16 protein-coding genes and 2 pseudogenes are annotated in these 17,883 nt (G+C 66.9%); 10 read left to right on the forward strand and 8 right to left on the reverse strand.

What is annotated here, in order from left to right; genetic code table 11:
* Window positions 1-281: hypothetical protein (locus ACIBAE_RS24675; protein WP_399289361.1), on the forward strand; the 281-nt coding region annotated here is incomplete at its 5' end.
* A 68-nt stretch (window positions 282-349) separates the two neighbouring features.
* On the opposite strand, the gene ACIBAE_RS24680 is transcribed toward ACIBAE_RS24675, so the two are convergent.
* On the reverse strand, window positions 350-1,117 hold the full coding sequence (locus tag ACIBAE_RS24680) for an IS5 family transposase (protein ID WP_399289363.1): 768 nt from the start codon (window positions 1,115-1,117) through the stop codon (window positions 350-352).
* A gap of 248 nt (window positions 1,118-1,365) precedes the next feature.
* On the opposite strand from ACIBAE_RS24680, the gene ACIBAE_RS24685 reads away from it, so the two are divergent.
* Both ACIBAE_RS24685 and ACIBAE_RS24690 read left to right on the forward strand, forming a co-directional pair.
* Window positions 1,366-1,770 (forward strand): nucleic acid/nucleotide deaminase domain-containing protein, encoded by a 405-nt coding sequence (locus ACIBAE_RS24685; RefSeq protein ID WP_399289365.1) that lies wholly within the window; start codon window positions 1,366-1,368, stop codon window positions 1,768-1,770.
* A gap of 57 nt (window positions 1,771-1,827) precedes the next feature.
* On the forward strand, window positions 1,828-2,310 hold the full coding sequence (locus ACIBAE_RS24690) for an SUKH-4 family immunity protein (RefSeq protein WP_399289367.1): 483 nt from the start codon (window positions 1,828-1,830) through the stop codon (window positions 2,308-2,310).
* A gap of 122 nt (window positions 2,311-2,432) precedes the next feature.
* On the opposite strand, the pseudogene ACIBAE_RS24695 reads toward ACIBAE_RS24690, so the two are convergent.
* Window positions 2,433-3,208: pseudogene (locus ACIBAE_RS24695) on the reverse strand (tyrosine-type recombinase/integrase); the annotation flags it as partial.
* Window positions 3,209-3,212: 4 nt separating this feature from the next.
* Between ACIBAE_RS24695 and ACIBAE_RS24700 the strand changes: the two are divergent.
* From ACIBAE_RS24700 to ACIBAE_RS24720, 5 genes and pseudogenes are all read left to right on the forward strand, one after another.
* A pseudogene (locus tag ACIBAE_RS24700) lies at window positions 3,213-3,705 on the forward strand (polymorphic toxin-type HINT domain-containing protein); the annotation flags it as partial.
* Between the two features lie 1,946 nt (window positions 3,706-5,651).
* Entirely contained in the window at window positions 5,652-6,017 is a 366-nt protein-coding gene (locus ACIBAE_RS24705; protein WP_399289369.1) for a hypothetical protein, read from the forward strand.
* 1,475 nt (window positions 6,018-7,492) lie between these two features.
* On the forward strand, window positions 7,493-7,834 hold the full coding sequence (locus tag ACIBAE_RS24710; RefSeq protein WP_399289371.1) for a hypothetical protein: 342 nt from the start codon (window positions 7,493-7,495) through the stop codon (window positions 7,832-7,834).
* 159 nt (window positions 7,835-7,993) lie between these two features.
* A complete protein-coding gene (locus ACIBAE_RS24715; RefSeq protein WP_399289373.1) occupies window positions 7,994-8,731 on the forward strand; it encodes a DsbA family oxidoreductase in 738 nt (245 codons plus the stop codon).
* 69 nt (window positions 8,732-8,800) lie between these two features.
* A complete protein-coding gene (locus ACIBAE_RS24720; protein ID WP_399289375.1) occupies window positions 8,801-9,850 on the forward strand; it encodes an aminotransferase class V-fold PLP-dependent enzyme in 1,050 nt (349 codons plus the stop codon).
* A gap of 79 nt (window positions 9,851-9,929) precedes the next feature.
* Here the strand turns inward: ACIBAE_RS24720 and ACIBAE_RS24725 are convergent, their stop codons facing one another.
* Complete coding sequence (locus tag ACIBAE_RS24725; protein ID WP_399289377.1) at window positions 9,930-10,442, reverse strand: MarR family winged helix-turn-helix transcriptional regulator; 513 nt, start codon at window positions 10,440-10,442, stop codon at window positions 9,930-9,932.
* Window positions 10,443-10,574: 132 nt separating this feature from the next.
* Here ACIBAE_RS24725 and ACIBAE_RS24730 point away from each other — a divergent pair, with 132 nt between their 5' ends.
* Entirely contained in the window at window positions 10,575-11,639 is a 1,065-nt protein-coding gene (locus ACIBAE_RS24730) for an alkene reductase (protein ID WP_399289379.1), read from the forward strand.
* A gap of 214 nt (window positions 11,640-11,853) precedes the next feature.
* On the opposite strand, the gene thpD is transcribed toward ACIBAE_RS24730, so the two are convergent.
* The 5 genes from thpD to ACIBAE_RS24755 form a co-directional block, all read right to left on the reverse strand.
* Window positions 11,854-12,750, reverse strand: a complete 897-nt coding sequence (gene thpD / locus ACIBAE_RS24735; protein WP_399289381.1) for an ectoine hydroxylase — start codon at window positions 12,748-12,750, stop codon at window positions 11,854-11,856.
* Window positions 12,751-12,752: 2 nt separating this feature from the next.
* Window positions 12,753-13,151, reverse strand: coding sequence for an ectoine synthase (locus ACIBAE_RS24740; RefSeq protein ID WP_399289383.1), 399 nt, complete (start codon window positions 13,149-13,151; stop codon window positions 12,753-12,755).
* 156 nt (window positions 13,152-13,307) lie between these two features.
* A complete protein-coding gene (gene ectB / locus ACIBAE_RS24745) occupies window positions 13,308-14,576 on the reverse strand; it encodes a diaminobutyrate--2-oxoglutarate transaminase (RefSeq protein WP_399289385.1) in 1,269 nt (422 codons plus the stop codon).
* Window positions 14,577-14,677: 101 nt separating this feature from the next.
* Window positions 14,678-15,217: a diaminobutyrate acetyltransferase gene (gene ectA, locus ACIBAE_RS24750; RefSeq protein ID WP_399289387.1), complete on the reverse strand. Its 540-nt coding sequence runs from the start codon at window positions 15,215-15,217 to the stop codon at window positions 14,678-14,680.
* Window positions 15,218-15,549: 332 nt separating this feature from the next.
* Entirely contained in the window at window positions 15,550-16,668 is a 1,119-nt protein-coding gene (locus ACIBAE_RS24755; RefSeq protein WP_399289389.1) for a pyridoxal-phosphate-dependent aminotransferase family protein, read from the reverse strand.
* Between the two features lie 123 nt (window positions 16,669-16,791).
* On the opposite strand from ACIBAE_RS24755, the gene ACIBAE_RS24760 reads away from it, so the two are divergent.
* A complete protein-coding gene (locus tag ACIBAE_RS24760) occupies window positions 16,792-17,883 on the forward strand; it encodes an amidohydrolase family protein (RefSeq protein ID WP_399289391.1) in 1,092 nt (363 codons plus the stop codon).

Raw genomic sequence — 17,883 nt, forward strand, 5'->3', positions numbered from 1 at the left:
ACTCTCCGAACGCCGGCGCACCAGTACGCGATGCCTCTCGGGGGCGCTACCGCTTCCGCGAGTACCACGTGACCACCGTCCCCGACCCTCTGGCGCTGCCGACCATGGAGGCGGTCTGCGTCACCGGTGAAGGGCGCAACTGCGGTGCCACGTCAGGCACGCTGCACACCTCGGACGAGCTGACCCGTTGGATCGCCGGACACTGCGCCCAGAGCGGCCACGAACTGTATGAGCAGACCGTCCGCGCCCTCGTCCGTGCCGAGCCTGGCGCATGGCCGTGAAGTCCCCGAGGGTGACACCACGCCAGCGGCAACGCGACCGCGCGGCCCGAGCCCTTGAGGCTTTTCCATCATGGCTCTGAGCTGGCCAGATGCAGGGTGAGGACGGCTTTGACGAGGGCGGTGATCCGGGTGGTGGAGCATCGGATCTTGCGCAGGAGTCGCCAGTTCCTGAGGGTGGCCATGGCCTGTTCGACGAGTGCGCGGATCTTGGCGTGGGATCGGTTCACTGCTTTCTGACCTGGGGAAAGGGTGTCCCATCGTCCCCAGTACGGGATGCGAACTGTGCCGCCGGCGCCGCGGTAGCCCTTGTCGGCCCAGCATGTGATGTCGGCCTGGGCGAGGGCGTCGATGATGCCGTGTTCGCGGGCGGCTCGGATGTCGTGGACGGCGCCGGGCAGGGCCGGCGAGGCCCACAGCAGGCGGCCGAACGGATCGGTGAGGACCTGCACGTTCATGCCGTGCCTCTTGTGCTTTCCGGAGTAGAAGGGTTGGTCTGCGGCGATGCGGTCGATCGGCAGGAGCGTGCCGTCCAGGAGCACGAAGGCCTTCGTGGACGCGGTGCGTACGGCATCGGCCAGGGTGGGTGCGAGGGCGGCCAGGAGGTCGACGGCCTCGGTGACGTAGCGGTAGGCGGTCGTGGTCCCGACGCCGAACCCGGCGGCGAGCTGGGCGTAGGTGTGCCCCACGCGAAGGTGGGCGAGCGCGAGGAGGGCCTGGCGGCCGGCACTCAGCCTCCGCCAGCGGGAGCTGATCGCACGGCGGTGCCGCCGCAGTTGCTCGGCGAGGAAGCGAAGGGTGGAGCTGGACACGTCCACGCCGGACGGGTAGACAAGCATGCGAAGCCTCTGGTGGAGACGGTTCTCTTGGTCGAAAACCCATCTACCAGGGGCTTCGCCGTGTTGTCACTCCAACTGCACCACCGCATCAGCAGGTTGGAAAAGGCTCCTTGACGGCAGTAGCGACGGCAACGCCCACGGATTCCCCCGCACAACCACGGACACCAGCGGAACCCGAAACAGGCGCTGACCTGCAAAGAAGCAGGTAGAAGGGGTCCGCATAGCACACGTACTATGTGCTGGCGGGAGTGACGCCGGTCCTGGTTCACAACTGCCAGGTCGAATACGGGAGCACGGATCTCAGCCAGGCGGTAATTCAGGAGCGCCTCAAGCTCGGAAACAAGGCCAACAACTTCGCTGCGGCCCGCTACACGGATTCGTCAGGTGCGGAGCAGGTCATGGTTGCCTTCTCCTCCAAAGGGCGAGGTAATCACGCTGAGCAGAAGCTGATTCGAGCAATCGGGAAGGATAACATCTCCGAGATCTATTCGGAGTTGCAGCCCTGTCGGAATTCGTGCGCTCCGGCAGTTGCGGGAATCAGAACTACATGGTCCTGGAATTGGACCACTTCCGCGGAGGGTGCGGTCTCCCGCAAGAGCCAGCTAGCGGCCGTGCGTGGAGTGTTTGCTGACGCCCTCTCTGGGAACTGGTAGCCTGCGCGAAGTCGTCAGTGTCCGCCACTTTGGCTGCAATTGAACCTGGATCTGTATATGTCACCGAAACTCACGTACGCCATCCAGTCCCTGAAGGGCCTGCGCAACGACCCGGCTCGGCGGTTCTTGGGTGATGTCGGGCTTCCGGCCGACAACCTACTGTTCGGATTTGCGGAGCCCATCGCTCGGCAAGTCGAGGCGGATGGTGGTGAGCGAAAGTTCATCCGGGTTGGCGAGGGTGGAGACGATGAGGAGTTTTGCGTAGATATTGACACGGGAGAGGTTGTCTGCGTCAACCTGGCGGATGCCAGTGTCTGGCACGTGAATGAATCGCCAGAGAAGTTCCTTGCATGTCTCGAAGAGTTCACGTCTCGTTACCCGTATGGGGAAAGCGAATCTGAACTTGAGGACAGAGAGGTCATGGCGAACGCTCTGAAAGAGGCGCTTCTTGCGATCGACGCCACCGTCTTCGATGAGGACCCGGGGTATTGGTACACAATCCTCGGCGACGTGGCTATCGGTGACTACAGTGATGAGTGACACTTTGGTTTGAGGCGCTGATTCTCTCGCGAAGTAAGCTACGCAGTAGCAAATTTGAGGTCCCGTCAGGTGTGTTCTGACGGGGCTTCCGCGTGGGGTGACGGCAGTAGTTGACGGCAACGTCAGTGGACGGTGGCTGCACACAGTGGCGGATCGTCGCCGTCGTCGCGGGCAGGGCCGTCAAGGGCACTGCTGAGGGTGTCGATGGCGTCGCGCTGGAGGCGGAGTCGGACGTGGGCGTAGACGGTGGCGGTGACGCCGATGTGGGCGTGGCCGAGGAGTTCTTTGATCACGATGAGTTCGACGCCTTGCTCCAGGAGGAGGGTGGCGGTGGAGTGCCGTAGGTCGTGGAAGCGAATCCGGCGGAGCCCTGCCCGATCGAGGAGGGCGCGGAAGCTGCGGTTGAGGTTCGCGGGATCGATCGGCCCTCCTGCCCGAGTGCTGAAGACGAGGCCGTTGTCCCTCCAGTCGTCCGCTGCCGTCTCTCGTTCTCCTTCCTGTACCTCACGGTGTTCCTTGAATGACTGGATGCACTCGCTGGGGAGGGCGATGCGGCGTTCGGAGGCGCGGGTCTTGGTGGGCAGGTGGGTGAGGCCGTCGGTTCGGGTGCGCTGGAGCGAGCGGCGGATGCTGGCCGTTCCGGTGCTGAGGTCGAGGTCTTCCCAGTGGAGGCCGAGGAGTTCGCCCTTGCGGAGTCCGGTGTGGAGGGCGAGTTCGAACAGGGCGTGCAGCCGGTGACCGCGCACGGCGGTGAGGACCGGAGGGCTTCGTCGGCGGTGAGGGGTTCGAAGCGGCGGGGCCTAGGGTTTCCGGTGCGGGCGTTGCGGGCGATGTTGCGCGGGATCTCCTCTTCGCGGACGGCGTGTTCCAGGGCGGGCTTGAGCGCGGAGTGGACGTAGACCGGCTCCGGTAAAGCCGACGAAGGCGGTTCCTGCTCGGCCAAGAACAGCTTCATGCCGGGTGCGAAGGTCCTGATGGCCGACGGCACCACCAAGTCGATCGAACAGGTGAAGGCCGGCGACCGGGTCATCGCGACCGATCCGGAGACCAGCGAGAGCCGGGTGGAGACGGTCACCGCGGAGATCACGGGCGAGGGCCTCAAACACCTCGTCAAGGTCACCATCGACACCGACGGCGACAAGGGCACGGAAACAGCCGGGACCACCGCGACCGACGGCCCCTCCTTTCTGGGTCCCCGAACTCCGCCAATGGATCGACGCCACCGATCTGAACGCCGGCCAATGGCGCCGGACCAGCGCGGGCACCCACGTCCAGATCACCGCGATCACCCGCTGGACCAGCCACGGCACCACCGTCCACAACCTCACCGTCGGTGACCGCCACACGTACTATGTGCTGGCGGGGGCTACGCCGGTACTGGTTCACAATTGCGGAACGGGTCCCCGAGATGGTGCAGGTCTGGGTCCAGATGAACTCATGTCGAAGGCGGAAGGGCTTCGAGATGAGTACGCCGGAGAAATGGCCCAGCTCTCCAATAGGAAGAGGCCAGCCACTGTCACGGCTGGATACAATTCGGAGACCGGACAGTACGCCGCAGGTGCATCGTCTAAGGGTGTCTGCGCAGAGACTTGCGTTGTCAATCAGCTCGGAGGCGACCCGTCGAAGATTGTATTCACTACTGCCGTAAGGCCTCGGACTGGGGCGCCGATCAATATCTGCGTCTCATGCGAAGGCCAGTTCGGACGTAGTGGGTTCAAGGGGGCGGGTACAGTGTTCGATTCAGACGTATTGAGACTCTTCGATGAATAACGCTTAAGGGTGGTTGGGGCCGATATGGACCTTGAACTGAGACGGCATTCCTGGGGATCGCTCCAAGGAGTCTCTGGTGATGCTCGTATACTCGGGGATGCTCTCTGGGACCTTTCCCGCGCTGGCAGCCGGGAGGTTGCGGTGGGCGCTGCGCGCCGGGTAGAGCAGGTCGCATTTGCGCAAGGACTTCTATGTGAAGCCTCAACCGCCTTGGCGTCTAGTCTCGTTCATTGCCTATGGCGCTGCTCGGACTATTCGGAAGATCTAATTCTAGGGCTTCTCTCGGATATTTCGGCCGCCGTGGTGAGCGAGGAGGATCCGGGCGTATACGGCCCGGCGTCCGAAGCGGAGTGCATGAAAGAGATCAGCCTAGGATATCCGGCCTACGTTGAGATTCTTGAAACGAGCGCAACGCTTGATTCTCGTACGGCTTGTATCGACCTAATTCTCATGTGTGGGCTATTTAGTAGCGAGCTTAGGTCTCGGTCCGTATATTTCCTGGAGAGTGCTCAAGGGCTAGCCGGACTAGAGGGGAATCTAGGCCTAATTTCTGCCTCGATTGAAGAATTGCGAGACGCTGGCTAATTTTCTCGGAATGTTCGAGACATCTCCGATGGTAGGGGTGGTGTCGATGTTCAGGGATGAGCAGACTGACCTCCGTCGGATTTTGATGTCGCCGAGGATCTGCCGAAGGCCCGCCGGAAGCATTCCGGCGGGCCTTCGGGGCTTTGACGGCAACGGTGACGGCAACGTCCGTGGACGACGGCTGCGATGGATGGGTCTTCAGGGTCGTCGTCGGCCTGGCCGAGTGCTTCGTTGAGGGTGTCAATGGCTTGGCGGGCAGTTGCCGATGCACCCCACCCAACAACTCGGGCTCCAGCACACTTCCAGGAAACAGCGAGAAGCCGTACCTTGGCTGAACCCACTGACGGCAGTAGCTGACGGCAACAACCCCGGACAACCACAGACGCCCACGCACTTCAACGGACCAGCAAATGAAGCTTGACCTGCGAAGAAGCAGGTCGAGGGGCTCGCGTAGCACACGAACTATGTGCTCGCGGGTACCACGCCGATCTTGGTCCATAACACTGGTGGGGAATGCCCGACCGGAGGGAGCAGCGGCGGGGCGAGTGGTGGACGTGGCGCGCAAATAGCGGGCGATGCCTATGAGGCGCATCTTGTAAATACTCGGCGGTGGCGGCGGATTCTCCGAAATGGGGCGTCAGTTTGATGGAGCTTTCGTCGATCCTGAAACAGGGGTGGGCGCGTGGTATGAGGCGAAATCGGGTGGATTCTGGCAGAGCACGCTTAAGAATCCTGGCCGCATGAGCAAATTCTTCTCACTGAGGGGCAGAAGCTCGGGATTGCCAATCAATATGGCGTCGGATATCGAGTGATATCCGAGAATCCAATCCCCAGCGAGTTTACAAATTGGTTCGACAAGAAGGGTATTCCGTGGCAGGTAATTCCCGGGTCGTCGGGGTGAGTATGGAGCTGTTGGGGCAATGAGTAGGTCGGCGGATATTGACTTCACGTTCAGGAGTCCGGTTGATGTCGCAGGTATGCTAAACATGCTGGCAGTGGTCGGCGTCTCGTTCTCCAGGGCGGGGCATGTGTCTTACCTGTTGGACGACGACGGCATGTTCGATTGGATCCAGGATGCCGACGACGATCTAAGTAGAATCATCTTGGAAATGGGCGATACCCGATGGAGCCGGGGAATCGTCGGCATCTCTCTGATGTTCTCGGGCTCGGCCCAAGGGGGCGATCTTCTTTTTCAGCCAGGACGATCGGTCATTTCCTTTCTGATTTCAATCAATCGAAAGAACCTGTCGAAATCCTCCAAGTTTTGTGATCTTGGATGGTACCTTGATCGCCTTGTCCCTGCATTGGAGCCGCTGGGGTTGGTTGAGATCGAAGCAAGGGACTCGGAATGATGCGCGCAGATTAAGGGCGTGAGGAGATGTCGATCGAGGCGTCCGCTATAATTTCCGATCGCTCCCAATTGGCTTCCATTCGAATGTCTAAATAAATTCTGGAGTAAAGCCAAAAAATTCAGAGGCCCCACCGGGTGGCGCTCCGGTGGGGCCTCTGGCCTTCTGACGGCAGTAGCTGACGGCAACGTCGGCGGACGGGGCTGCACGAGTGGAAGGTCTATCGCCGTCGCCGGTCTGGCCCGTGGTGTCGGTGAGGAGTGGGGAAGCGCGTCCGGATGCGGGTGTCGTGGCCGGTGACGCCGATGCAAGTGTGTCCGAGAGGGCTCCTTCATGACGGCGTACTCGACTGCCCGCTCCTCGTGCTCATCGTCGTGCCGCCTGCGGCCGGACAGGGACACATGCGGTTTCTGCGCACGTTGTGGAGCTGTTCAGAGTTCTTTACTGGATCAAGGCGGCCCGCCGGCGCGGCCCGGGCACGCAACAGCCAGCACAGCGAACCATGCTGGGGCCCTGCCCCAGACCCCTGCCCTCTCTCTGAGGGGCAGGGTGCCCGGTGCGGGTGCGGCTTCGTCGTGTTGAAGGGTTCGCGGTCGCGGGAGAGGTCCCTCGTCGCTCGGTCACCGGGGGCATACCAGGAACCCCCGGGGGCCGCCAAGGCCGAGCGCACGCGTCACGGATGGAACATTCGACCTCGCGTTGAGCAGGCCCTATCCCGGATACCGGCTGCCGGCCGGAGCCGCAGCTGGGTATGAAACGCACGTTGAAGCTCAGGCAGCCGCATTGATGGATCACTTCCAAGCAAAGAACGCGCGGCTGATGATCAGTCACCTCGATGAGATCTGCGGTACATGCGCCGGCACGATTCGCGCGAGCTCCCGACAGGCGCAGAACTCGGGTTGAGATTCCAGCATGGCAGAAGATTCCTCACGGGTGGAGTTTTCGTTGGGGATTGACACCTCCAGAGAATGACTGATGCCCTGCCTGTAGAGGACGGGGCCTCCTGGTAGCTCACGGCCATCAAGGCAAAAGTCTCCTGGAGGCCCTGTCGCCGTTTCTCGTCCTGCATGTGACATGGTTCGTACCGATGGGTTTCCCTGACGGCTTTGGGGATTCCTGGTCCGTCGTTAGATTGACCTTGCGGACGGTGTGGCAGTAATGGGCGTGATCAATCCTGGCCTATATCCAGAGATTCGAGAGTTTGGCTCACTATCATCGGCGATGACTGCTCCTGACGGGGATTCTTCGTCTTCTTCATCGGTCCGCATGAAGGCGCCCCAGGTCGCTCGACGGAGAATCCCGGCCTTTCCTCCGGAGATTCTCCGGCCGACGAAGGGGAACATCTGGCCGGGCAGGGGCCCGATGGGTGAAGGGGGAACGATTCTGCGCACTGCGTTCGGGTGACCCGGCGCCTATGCGCGTGCCCTTCCGGGCAGCTTCTCGGTGCCTGATCATCCATCCGACAAGGAGTATTCCTCATGCGTTTCCGTACCGCCCTGGCCGCCGCCCTCGGCGCGTTCGCGCTGGTCGTCACCGTTCCCGGTTCCGCATCGGCCGCCGAAGGGCACTTCGAGTACCTGTACACCGGCTTCGACGGGGAAACGGAGGTCGGGCTGCTGGTGAATCCGGACAGCCGTGAGTGCATCACCCTCCGCGAGGTGGCCGGTGAGTACGTGCCGCCCGCCGACGCGCCGCGTAACCGCACCGATGCCAGTGCCACGGTCTTCACGGGGGCGCACTGCGAGGGCGACTACTACACGCTGCGGCCCGGCGGGTCCGCGAGTCGCCGGCTCAAGCTGCGGTCCGTCGTCTTCTCCTGATTCCGGTCCCGCGCACGCGCCCCGTCCGGTTCGTCGAGCCGGGCGGGGCGCGCGGGGAGCGCGGGAAGAGCGGGGGCGGGGAATGGGGTCCGGGGCGGGCGCGTTGGCGTCCAAGCGGAGGACTGCTCCGCATCCACGGACCTGGAGAAGAACAGACACATGCGCGTCGAGATATGGAGCGACATCGCCTGCCCCTGGTGCTATGTCGGAAAAGCCCGCTTTGAGAAGGGCCTCGCGGCCTTCGCCCACGGGGACGAGGTCGAGGTGGTGCACCGCTCCTTCGAGCTGGATCCCGGGCGGGACAAGGCCGACATCGTGCCGGTCGCCGAAATGCTGGCGACCAGGTACGGGCGTACTCCCGAGGAAGTTCTGGCCATCGAGGAGACCATCGCCGCCAGCGCGCGATCCGAAGGGCTCGATTACCGTGCCGAGGGCCGGGACTCCGGCAGCACCTTCGACATCCACCGCGTGCTGCACTACGCCACGTCCCAGGGGCGCGGCGAGGAGATGCTGAACGGCGCCTACCGGGCCAACTTCGCCGAGGAGCGTTCCGTCTTCGCCGAGGAGACGCTGGTCGCCGTCGCCGTCGAGGCCGGTCTGGACGAGGTGGAGGTGCGGAAGGTCCTCGCCGACCCGGTCGCGTACGCCGATGACGTACGGGCCGACGAGCGCGAGGCCGCCGAGCTGGGCGCGAACGCGGTGCCGTTCTTCGTGCTCGACCGTAAGTACGGGGTGTCCGGCGGGCAGCCCGCCGAGGTGTTCACGCAGGCGCTGGAGCAGGCGTGGGAGGCCCGTACGCTCCCGCAGATCACGACGGTCGGCGGATCCGGGCACGACGCGGCGGTCTGTGACACCGACGGTTCCTGCGCGATTCCGCACGCCGGAGCCCATACGTAAGCAGCGCTTGGGTGTGTTCTTCAGGGATGCGTGATTGACGATGGGGTCCGGCCGTCCCAAGGTGGGGTCATGGACACCCTGGGAGGCGCCGAGTTCGCGCCGGACACGACGTATCTGGACACTGCGGCCTGTGGCCTGCTGCCCCGTCGTGCCGTCACAGCCGTACAGACCCTGGCCGAGGAGAACGCGACCGGGCGGCGGGGCCAAGGCCCGGGCGGGTTCGGGACGGTGGGTGCGGCCCGTGCGTCCTTCGGCCGGCTCGTCGGGGTCCCGGCGGAGCGGGTGGCCGTGGGTGTCGCGGTCTCCGTGCATGTCGGGCTGATCGCCGCCTCGCTGCCCGCAGGTGCTGAAGTCCTCATCCCCGAAGGGGAGTTCAGCTCCGTGGTCACCCCCTTCGTCGTCCGCGGCGACCTCAAGGTCCGTTACGCGCCGCTGGACGGCCTGGCCGACGCGGTCCGGCCGGGCACCGCGCTGGTGGCCTGTTCCGCGGTCCAGTCCGCGGACGGCAGGATCACGGATCTGGTCGCGGTCCGGGCCGCTGCCGCCACGCACGGCGCCCGTACGCTGGTGGACGCCAGCCAGGCCGCCGGCTGGCTGCCGTTCGAGGCCGGGGCGTACGACTACACCGTCACGGGCGGGTTCAAATTCCTGGTCTGCCCGCGCGGGACGTCCTTCCTCACCGTGACGGAAGAGGCGCAGGAGTCACTGGTGCCGTTGCACGCGGGGTGGGTCGCCGGCGAGGACCTCGGGGCCAGTACGTACGGTCCCCTCGGGCAACTGGCCCACTCCGCGCGCCGCTTCGACGAACCGGTGTCCTTCCTCTCGTACCACGGCGCCGAGCGCTCCCTCGCGCTCCTGGAGGAGATCGGGGTCGAGGCCATTCACGCCCATGGCACCGCGCTCGCGGCCCGTTTCAGGGAAGGGCTGTCCGGGCTCGGGCTCGAAGCTGTGCCCGGGACGTCCGTGACGGTCGCCGTGCCAGGGGTGGGAGACCGGCAGTCGGATCTGCACCGGGCGGGAGTGGACGTCTCCGTACGCGCCGGGAATCTGCGGGTGGCTTTCCACCTCTACAACTCCGCCGCCGACGTGGACCGGGTGCTGGACGTGCTCGCCGGCTGAGTGCGGGCGGGCGGGCCGGGGGCGCTCATGCCCGGCCGGTCTCGCCCGGCTTCATGCCCGGCTGTTCAGGCCCGGCCTTTCATGTCTCGGTGGGCCGGCTCCCGGGGCAGTTCTCGGTCTCCTGACCGTGCGTGCACAGGTTCGCCTCGACCTTGGCGAGCAGCCGGACCAGCTCCGCCCGCTCGGTCTCGTCGAGTCCCGCGAGCGTGGTCTCCTCCAGCTCGGTCCACGCGCCCTCGACGTCGGCGCGCAGCGCGCAGCTGTCCACCGTGGCCTCCACCAGCACGGCCCGCCGGTCGTCGGCGCACGGGGAGCGCTGTACGTACCCCGCCTGATCCAGTCGCTGGAGCATCTTGGTCACCGTCGACGGGTCCAGGTCCATCGACTTGATCAGCTCGGACTGCCGTACCGCCTCCCCGTCCCACAGGCGCATCATCAGGAACTCCTGGCCCGGATAGAGGCCGGTGCGCCGCAGGAGTTTGGCCGCCGTGTTGCGGTGCAGCCGGGAGATCCGGGACAGGGCGTGGCTGACCGGGCCGCCGCGCGCGGCGCCGGGCAGGTCGTCGGTACAGGCAGGGTCGTCCGATGTCATACGAGCGAGCTTAACCGGGGCGGCCAAGGGCCCGGCCGGATCGGCCCAGAAGTTAGCTTGGTCGGCCAAGGAATGGGCTACAGTGACGATCGATTGATACTTGGCCGACCACATATCGCCTTGGGAGTCTCCTTGACCACCGCGTTCGACCCGATCGATCTCTCCGGTACGCAGCTCGCGAACCGCATCGCCATGGCCCCGATGACCCGTAGCCGCGCCTTCGGCCCCGGGAACGCGCCCACCGACTCGGTGACGGAGTACTACGCCCAGCGCGCCTCCGCCGGTCTGATCATCACCGAGGGAACCCAGCCCTCGGTGGTCGGCCAGGGTTACCCCTTCACCCCTGGTCTGCACAGCGCGGAGCAGATCGCCGCCTGGCGCAATGTCACCGACGCGGTGCACGCCAAGGGCGGGACGATCTTCGCCCAGATCATGCACGCCGGCCGTATCGGCCACCCGGACCTGCTTCCCGAGGGCCTGCACCCGGTGGCGCCCTCCGCCGTCGCCGCGACCGGCCAGGTCTACCTCCCCGAGGGCCCCAAGGACCTGCTCACCCCCCGTGAGCTGACCTCCGACGAGGTCCACGCGACCATCGCGGACTTCGTCAGCGGCGCCCGCAACGCCATCGAGGCCGGGTTCGACGGCGTCGAACTGCACGGTGCCAACGGCTACTTGATCCACCAGTTCCTGGCCCCGAACAGCAACCTGCGCACCGACGAGTGGGGCGGCTCCGTCGAGGGCCGTATCCGCTTCGCCGTCGAGGTGGCCAAGGCCGTGGCGGCGGAGATCGGCGCCAACCGCACGGGCATCCGGCTCTCTCCCGGAAACCCGTTCAACAGCATCGAGGAGCCGGAGCCGGCGGAGACGTACACGGCGCTGGTCCAGCAGCTGGAGCCGATCGGCCTCGCCTACCTGCACCTCATCGAGAACACCCGCGAGTTCACCAACGTCGTGCGCAAGCTCTTCACGGGCACGCTGATCCTCAACGCCGCGACCGAGGGCCCCACGGGCGCCGGCGAGCTGGCCCTGATCGAGGACGGCACCACCGACCTCCTCTCGTACGGCTCGCTCTTCATCGCCAACCCGGACCTGCCGGCGCGGCTGAAGACGGACGGCCCGTACAACACCCCGGACAACGCCACCTTCTACGGCGGCGACGACAAGGGGTACATCGACTACCCGGCCCTGGAGGCCTGAGCGGTCGCAAGGCGCTGAACAGGGGCGGGGGGGGGGGGGGGGGGGGCGGCGCCCCCCCCCCCCCCCCCCGGGGGGGGGGGGGGGGGGGGGGGGGGGGGGGGGGGGGGGGGGGGGGGGGGGGGGGCCCCCCCCCCCCCCCCCGCGCCCCTGCCCCGCTGTCGTCGTCCGTCGCGTCTGTCGTTGTCTGTCGTTGTCCGTCGTCGTTGTGGAGGCGTCAGCGCACCGGCGTGAAGTCCCGGGCTCCGATGAAGTCCGGTCGCGGGGTGGGTGCCGCGAAGGGCTCCACCGCCGCGTTCTCCACGCTGTTGAACACGATGAAGACGTTGCTGCGCGGGTACGGGGTGATGTTGTCCCCGGAGCCGTGCATGCAGTTGCAGTCGAACCAGGTCGCGGAACCGGCCTTGCCCGTGAAGAGCTTGATGCCGTGCTGGTCGGCCAGGCTTGTCAGCGCGTCGTGCGACGGCGTGCCGGCGTCCTGCATCTTCAGCGACTGCTTGTAGTTGTCCTCAGGCGTCTCGCCCGCGCAGCCCAGGAAGGTCTTGTGCGACCCAGGCATGATCATCAGGCCGCCGTTGGTGTCGTAGTTCTCCGTCAGCGCGATCGAGACCGACACGGTCCGCATGTTCGGCAGACCGTCCTCGGCGTGCCAGGTCTCGAAGTCCGAGTGCCAGGAGAAGCCCGAGGCACCGAAACCCGGCTTGACGTTGATCCGCGACTGGTGGACGTAGACGTCCGAGCCGAGGATCTGCCGGGCCCGGCCCACCACGCGCTCGTCGCGGACGAGGCGGGCGAAGACCTCGCTGATCCGGTGCACCTCGAAGACGGACCGTACGTCCTGGGTCCTGGGCTCGATGATCGAGCGCTCGTCGGCCCGTACGCCGGGATCGGTGATCAGCCGTTCCAGTTCGGCGCGGTAGAGCGACACCTCGTCCGGGCCGATCAGCTGGTCGACGGAGAGGAAGCCGTCCCGCTCGAAGGTGCCCAGTTCGAGCGGTTCGATGGGTCCCGGGGCGTCGGGCGCGGACCAGACGACGGGGTCCTGACGCGGGGTGATCACCTCGCCGACGCCACGGGTGGGATAGAGATCGGTACGTACAGGGGCGGTGGTCATGGTCAGCCCTCCTCGGTCAGCAACGGGTAGACGCCGTTCTCATCATGGTCCTCCCGCCCGGTTACCGGCGGGTTGAAGACACAGACGCAGCGGAAATCGGTCGTGGGGCGGAGCGTGTGGCGCTCGTGCCCGTCCAGCAGGTACATGGTGCCGGGGGCGATCCAGTGGGTCTCACCGGTCTCTTCGTCGGTGAGTTCGGCCTCGCCCTCCACGCACAGCACGGCCTCGATGTGGTTGGCGTACCACATCGACGTCTCCGTGCCCGCGTACAGGACGGTCTCGTGCAGGGAGAAGCCGACCTTCTCCTTGGCGAGCACGATGCGCTTGCTCTCCCAGGTGCCCGAGGCCGACTTCACATGGCGGTCGGTGTTCTCGATGTCCTTGAACGATCGGACGATCACGGTGGGTTCGTGCCTTTCTCTTGGGCGGGATCGGGCTCGGGATCGGGTCTCGGGATCGGGGTCTCGGGGCCCTGTGTGCCAGGTCCCTCGACGAGCTCTCCGGTACGGAGCCGGGGCAGGGGGCCTGTCCGTACGCGCCCGGCGGGCGGGTCCGGGTCAGGCGGTCTCGCGGACCGCCCGGGCCAGCGTGCGCAGGCCCTCGTCCAGCTCGTCGGGCGAGACGGTGAGCGGCGGCAGCAGCTTCACCACCTCGCTGCGCGGGCCCGAGGTCTCCACCAGCAGCCCCAGCTCGAAGGCGCGGGAGCAGACGGCGGACGCCCGGGTCTTGTCCCCGAACTCCAGGCCCCAGACCAGTCCCCGGCCGCGGTATTCGACGGCCGTACCGGTGGTCTCGGCGCAGATCGCCAGCAGTGCCTGCTCCACCTGCTCGCCGCGTGCGATGGTCTGCTTCTCCATCTGACCGTCGGCCCAGTAGGTGGTGAGGGCGGCGGCCGCGGTGACGAACGCCGGGTTGTTGCCCCGGAAGGTTCCGTTGTGCTCGCCCGGCTCCCAGATGTCCAGTTCCGGGTTGAACAGGCAGAGCGACATGGGAAGCCCGTACCCGCTGATGGACTTCGAAAGCGTCACGATGTCAGGTGTGATGCCCGCCTCCTCGAACGAGAAGAAGGCGCCGGTACGGCCGCAGCCCATCTGGATGTCGTCGACGATCAGCAGCATGTCGCGGCGGTGGCACAGCTCCGCCAGCGCCCGCAGCCACTCCGGGCGGGCGACATTGATGCCGCCCTCGCCCTGCACCGTCTCGACGATGACCGCGGCGGGCTTGTTCAGGCCCGAGCCCTGGTCCTCCAGCAGCCGCTCGAACCAGAGGAAGTCCGGGACCTGGCCGTCCAGGTAGTTGTCGAACGGCATCGGGGTGCCGTGCACCAGGGGGATGCCGGCGCCGGCCCGCTTGAACGCGTTGCCGGTGACGGCGAGCGAGCCCAGCGACATGCCGTGGAAGGCGTTGGTGAACGAGACGATCGACTCCCGGCCCTTCACCTTGCGGGCGAGCTTGAGGGCGGACTCGACCGCGTTGGTGCCGGTCGGGCCGGGGAACATGACCTTGTACGGGAGGTCACGCGGCCGGAGCACCACATTCTGGAAGGACTCCAGGAAGGCGCGTTTGGCGGTCGTCGCCATATCGAGGCCGTGGGTGATGCCGTCGCGCTCGATGTAGTCGATCAGCGCCCGTTTCAGGACCGGGTTGTTGTGCCCGTAGTTGAGTGAGCCCGCGCCGGCGAAGAAGTCGAGGTAGCTGTGGCCGTCCTCGTCGGTCAGGCGGCTGCCCTGCGCCCGGTCGAACACGGCGGGCCAGCCGCGGCAGTAGCTGCGCACCTCGGACTCAAGCGTCTCGAAGACACTCAGGGCGGGCGGGGTGATGGTCACAGGGGTCTCCTGCCGATGGGGTGATGAGAGAAGAGGAAAGAGGGAGCGTCCGCGCTAAAGAGGGAGCGTCCGCGCTCGTGCGCCGGGGCCGGCCCGTGTGCTCAGAGGCCGAGCGGGCCGATCCGGTACAGCACCTCGGGCTGGTGCACCCCATCGGGGAACAGCCCGCCGTCGAAGAGGACCTCGCGCTCCAGGACCGCGCCGTGCCGCGCGGCGTACGCGGTGAACAGCCGGTCGGAGGCGGTGTTGTCAGGCGTCACGGTCGTCTCGATCGCCGTGATCCCCTGCTCCCCGGCCACCCGGGCGGTCAGCTCGTCGAGCAGTGTGCCGGCGAGGCCCTTGCCCCGCTGGCCGCTGTCGACGGCCACCTGCCAGATGACCAGCGCACCGGGGCGTTCGGGCCGGATGTATCCCGTCACGAAGGCGATGGGTGATCCTCCGTCGTCGCGGGCGACGACGGACGTGGCGGCGAAGTCACGACACCACAGCAGATAGCTGTACGAGGAGTTCAGATCCAGGACCTCGGAGTCGCGGGCAATGCGCCAGATCGCGGCCCCGTCCTCCACTCGCGGGGTATCGATCGCAAAGGATCGGGTGAATTCACTTCGGGCACCTGCAAGGTCTGCTTGTGCGGCGGTCATGGGGATTAAATTTACCCAGCAAATTAAAAAGATGCATCGCCGGAAGGGGTTGGGTGCGGCGATGACCTGTGTTATCACGCGGGCGCGGAGGTCAGCACGGACGCCCGGCTCATGCGGGTGATGTGTGCGTAAATGATCGGGCAAAGCGGATGGCTCTGTGGACTCGATCACATATTCGTAACGCTCGCGAGACCCGCCCGAATTGCACCGGGCGTGCTGCGGAAATCTCGGCGTTTGATGTCGGGAAAAGCGGGCACAAGAAAAGGGGCAGCTGCCTGGATCAAAGCAGCCGCCCCACGGTGTCAATTAACGCTTTGTTTGATTTGCCGAGGCTATTCCCACACGTCGCCGACGGCTCGCGCGGCGTTTCCGACGGCCCGGTCGACCGCGGCGCCGCTCTCCCCGAGCGCCTCCCCGAGCGCCGCGCCCAGCGCCGCGAGCGAGGACCGTACGGTCTCGGGCGTCGCGTCGGCGCCGTAGTGGTTGACCCGGATCATCTCGGCCGCCAGCGCGCCGCCACCCGCGATCAGCGGCAGCGTCGCGTCGGCCGCCAGCGCCTTCGCCACCACCTCGGCCGCGTCGATCCCGGCCGGGGTGCGGAGCGTCGTGGCCACCGGAGCGGCGGCCGCCGCCTCGTGGACGAAGGGCGTCAGGCCGCTGCCCAGGGCCTGCGCGCCCGCGCGCGTGGCCGCCGCGGCCGAGGCGTGCCGGGCCATGACACCGGTCAGCCCTTCCGCCTCGATGCGCTCCACGCACGCCTCCAGCGCCAGCATCTCCAGCTGGGCGGGCGCGTGCGGCAGAGCCTTGCGGCCCGCGTCGATCCAGCGTTCCTTCCAGTCGAGGAGCGAGAGGTACGAGCGGCGGGGCGCACGCGGGTTGGCGGCGAACCGCTCCCAGGCGCGCGCGCTCACCGACACCGCCGAGACCCCGGCCGGACCGCCCATCGCCTTCTGGGCGCCGATCACACACAGGTCCACGCCCCACGCGTCGGTCAGCAGCGGCTCCGCGCCCACCGAGGCGACGGCGTCCAGCATGAACAGCGCGCCGTGGGCCCGTACCACCTCGCCGATCTCCGCGACCGGGTTGGTGTTGCCGGTCGCCGCCTCGGCGTGCACCAGCGAGACGAAGTCGATCTCGGGGTGCGCGGCCAGGGCGCTTTCGACCTGCGCGGCGGTGACGGCGGTGTCGAACGGCACCTCCAGGTCGACGACGGTCGCGCCGCAGTCGCGCAGCCAGTTCCCGAAGGTCTGCCCGTACGGCCCCGTGACCACGTTCAGCGCGGTCGAACCGGGCCGCGCGCCGCCGCGGATACAGGCCTCCAGGGGCAGCAGGGCCTCGCCCTGCATGATCACGACATCGTTCTCGGTGGCGAGGACCGAGGCGACGCGGCGCTCGATGGCGGCGAAGTGCGCGGCGGTCAGCGGGGGCAGGTCCAGCAGCGGATGTGTCACGGCGGTGCTCTCTTCAGGAAGGGCGTGGGGTGCGGTGCGGGTCGGTGGGGTGTCTCCGCGGATCCGGACCGGTGTTCGGATCCGCACGGTCGAGATTACCCACGGCCTCGTACAGTGCTGGTCATGAGTGATCACACGGTGCTGCGGGTCAAGGGGCGGGTGCTCGTCGGGCCCGAGGAGGTCAGGGACGAACTGTGGGTGGCCGGCGGCCGGATCACCTACGAGCGGCCGGCCGGCGCGCGTGAGGTCCGTACCGTCGAGGGGTGGGCGCTGCCCGGCCTGGTCGACGCGCACTGCCACGTCGGCCTCGACCACCACGGCGCGGTCGACGCGGCGACCAGCGAGAAGCAGGCCATCGGCGACCGCGACGCGGGCACGCTGCTCATCCGGGACGCCGGATCGCCCGCGGACACCCGTTGGACCGACGAGCGCGAGGACCTGCCGAAGATCATCAGGGCGGGCCGGCACATCGCCCGCACCCGCCGCTACATCCGCAATTTCGCCCACGAGATCGAGCCGGACGATCTCGTCGCGTATGTCGCCCAGGAGGCCCGGCGCGGCGACGGCTGGGTCAAGCTCGTCGGCGACTGGATCGACCGGGAGGCGGGAGATCTGACCGCCTGCTGGCCGCGTGGCGCCGTCGAGGCGGCCATCGCGGAGGCGCACCGGCTCGGCGCCCGGGTCACCGCGCACTGCTTCGCCGAGGACTCCCTGCGTGATCTCGTCGAGGCGGGGATCGACTGCGTCGAGCACGCCACCGGGCTCACCGAGGACACCATCCCGCTCTTCGCGGAGCGCGGGGTCGCCATCGTCCCGACGCTGGTCAACATCGCGACGTTCCCGAAGCTCGCGGCGGGCGGCGCGAGCAAGTTCCCCCGCTGGTCGGACCATATGAACAGGCTGTACGAGCGCCGGTACGACACCGTGGGCGCGGCGTACGAGGCGGGTGTCCGGGTCTTCGTGGGCACGGACGCGGGCGGCTCCCTGCCCCACGGGCTGGTGGCGGCCGAGGTCGCGGAGCTGGTGAAGGCGGGCATCCCGCCGCTGGAGGCGCTCTCCGCGACCACCTGGGGGGCGAGGGGCTGGCTCGGCCGCCCGGGGCTGGAGGAGGGCGCCCCGGCGGACCTCGTGGTGTACGACGAGGATCCGAGGGCGGACGTGCGGGTGCTGGCGGCGCCGCGGCGGATCGTCCTGAACGGACGCTTGGTCGCCTGA

This window comes from Streptomyces sp. NPDC051569 (assembly GCF_044454085.1).
In the GTDB taxonomy this organism is placed as follows: Bacteria; Actinomycetota; Actinomycetes; order Streptomycetales; family Streptomycetaceae; genus Streptomyces.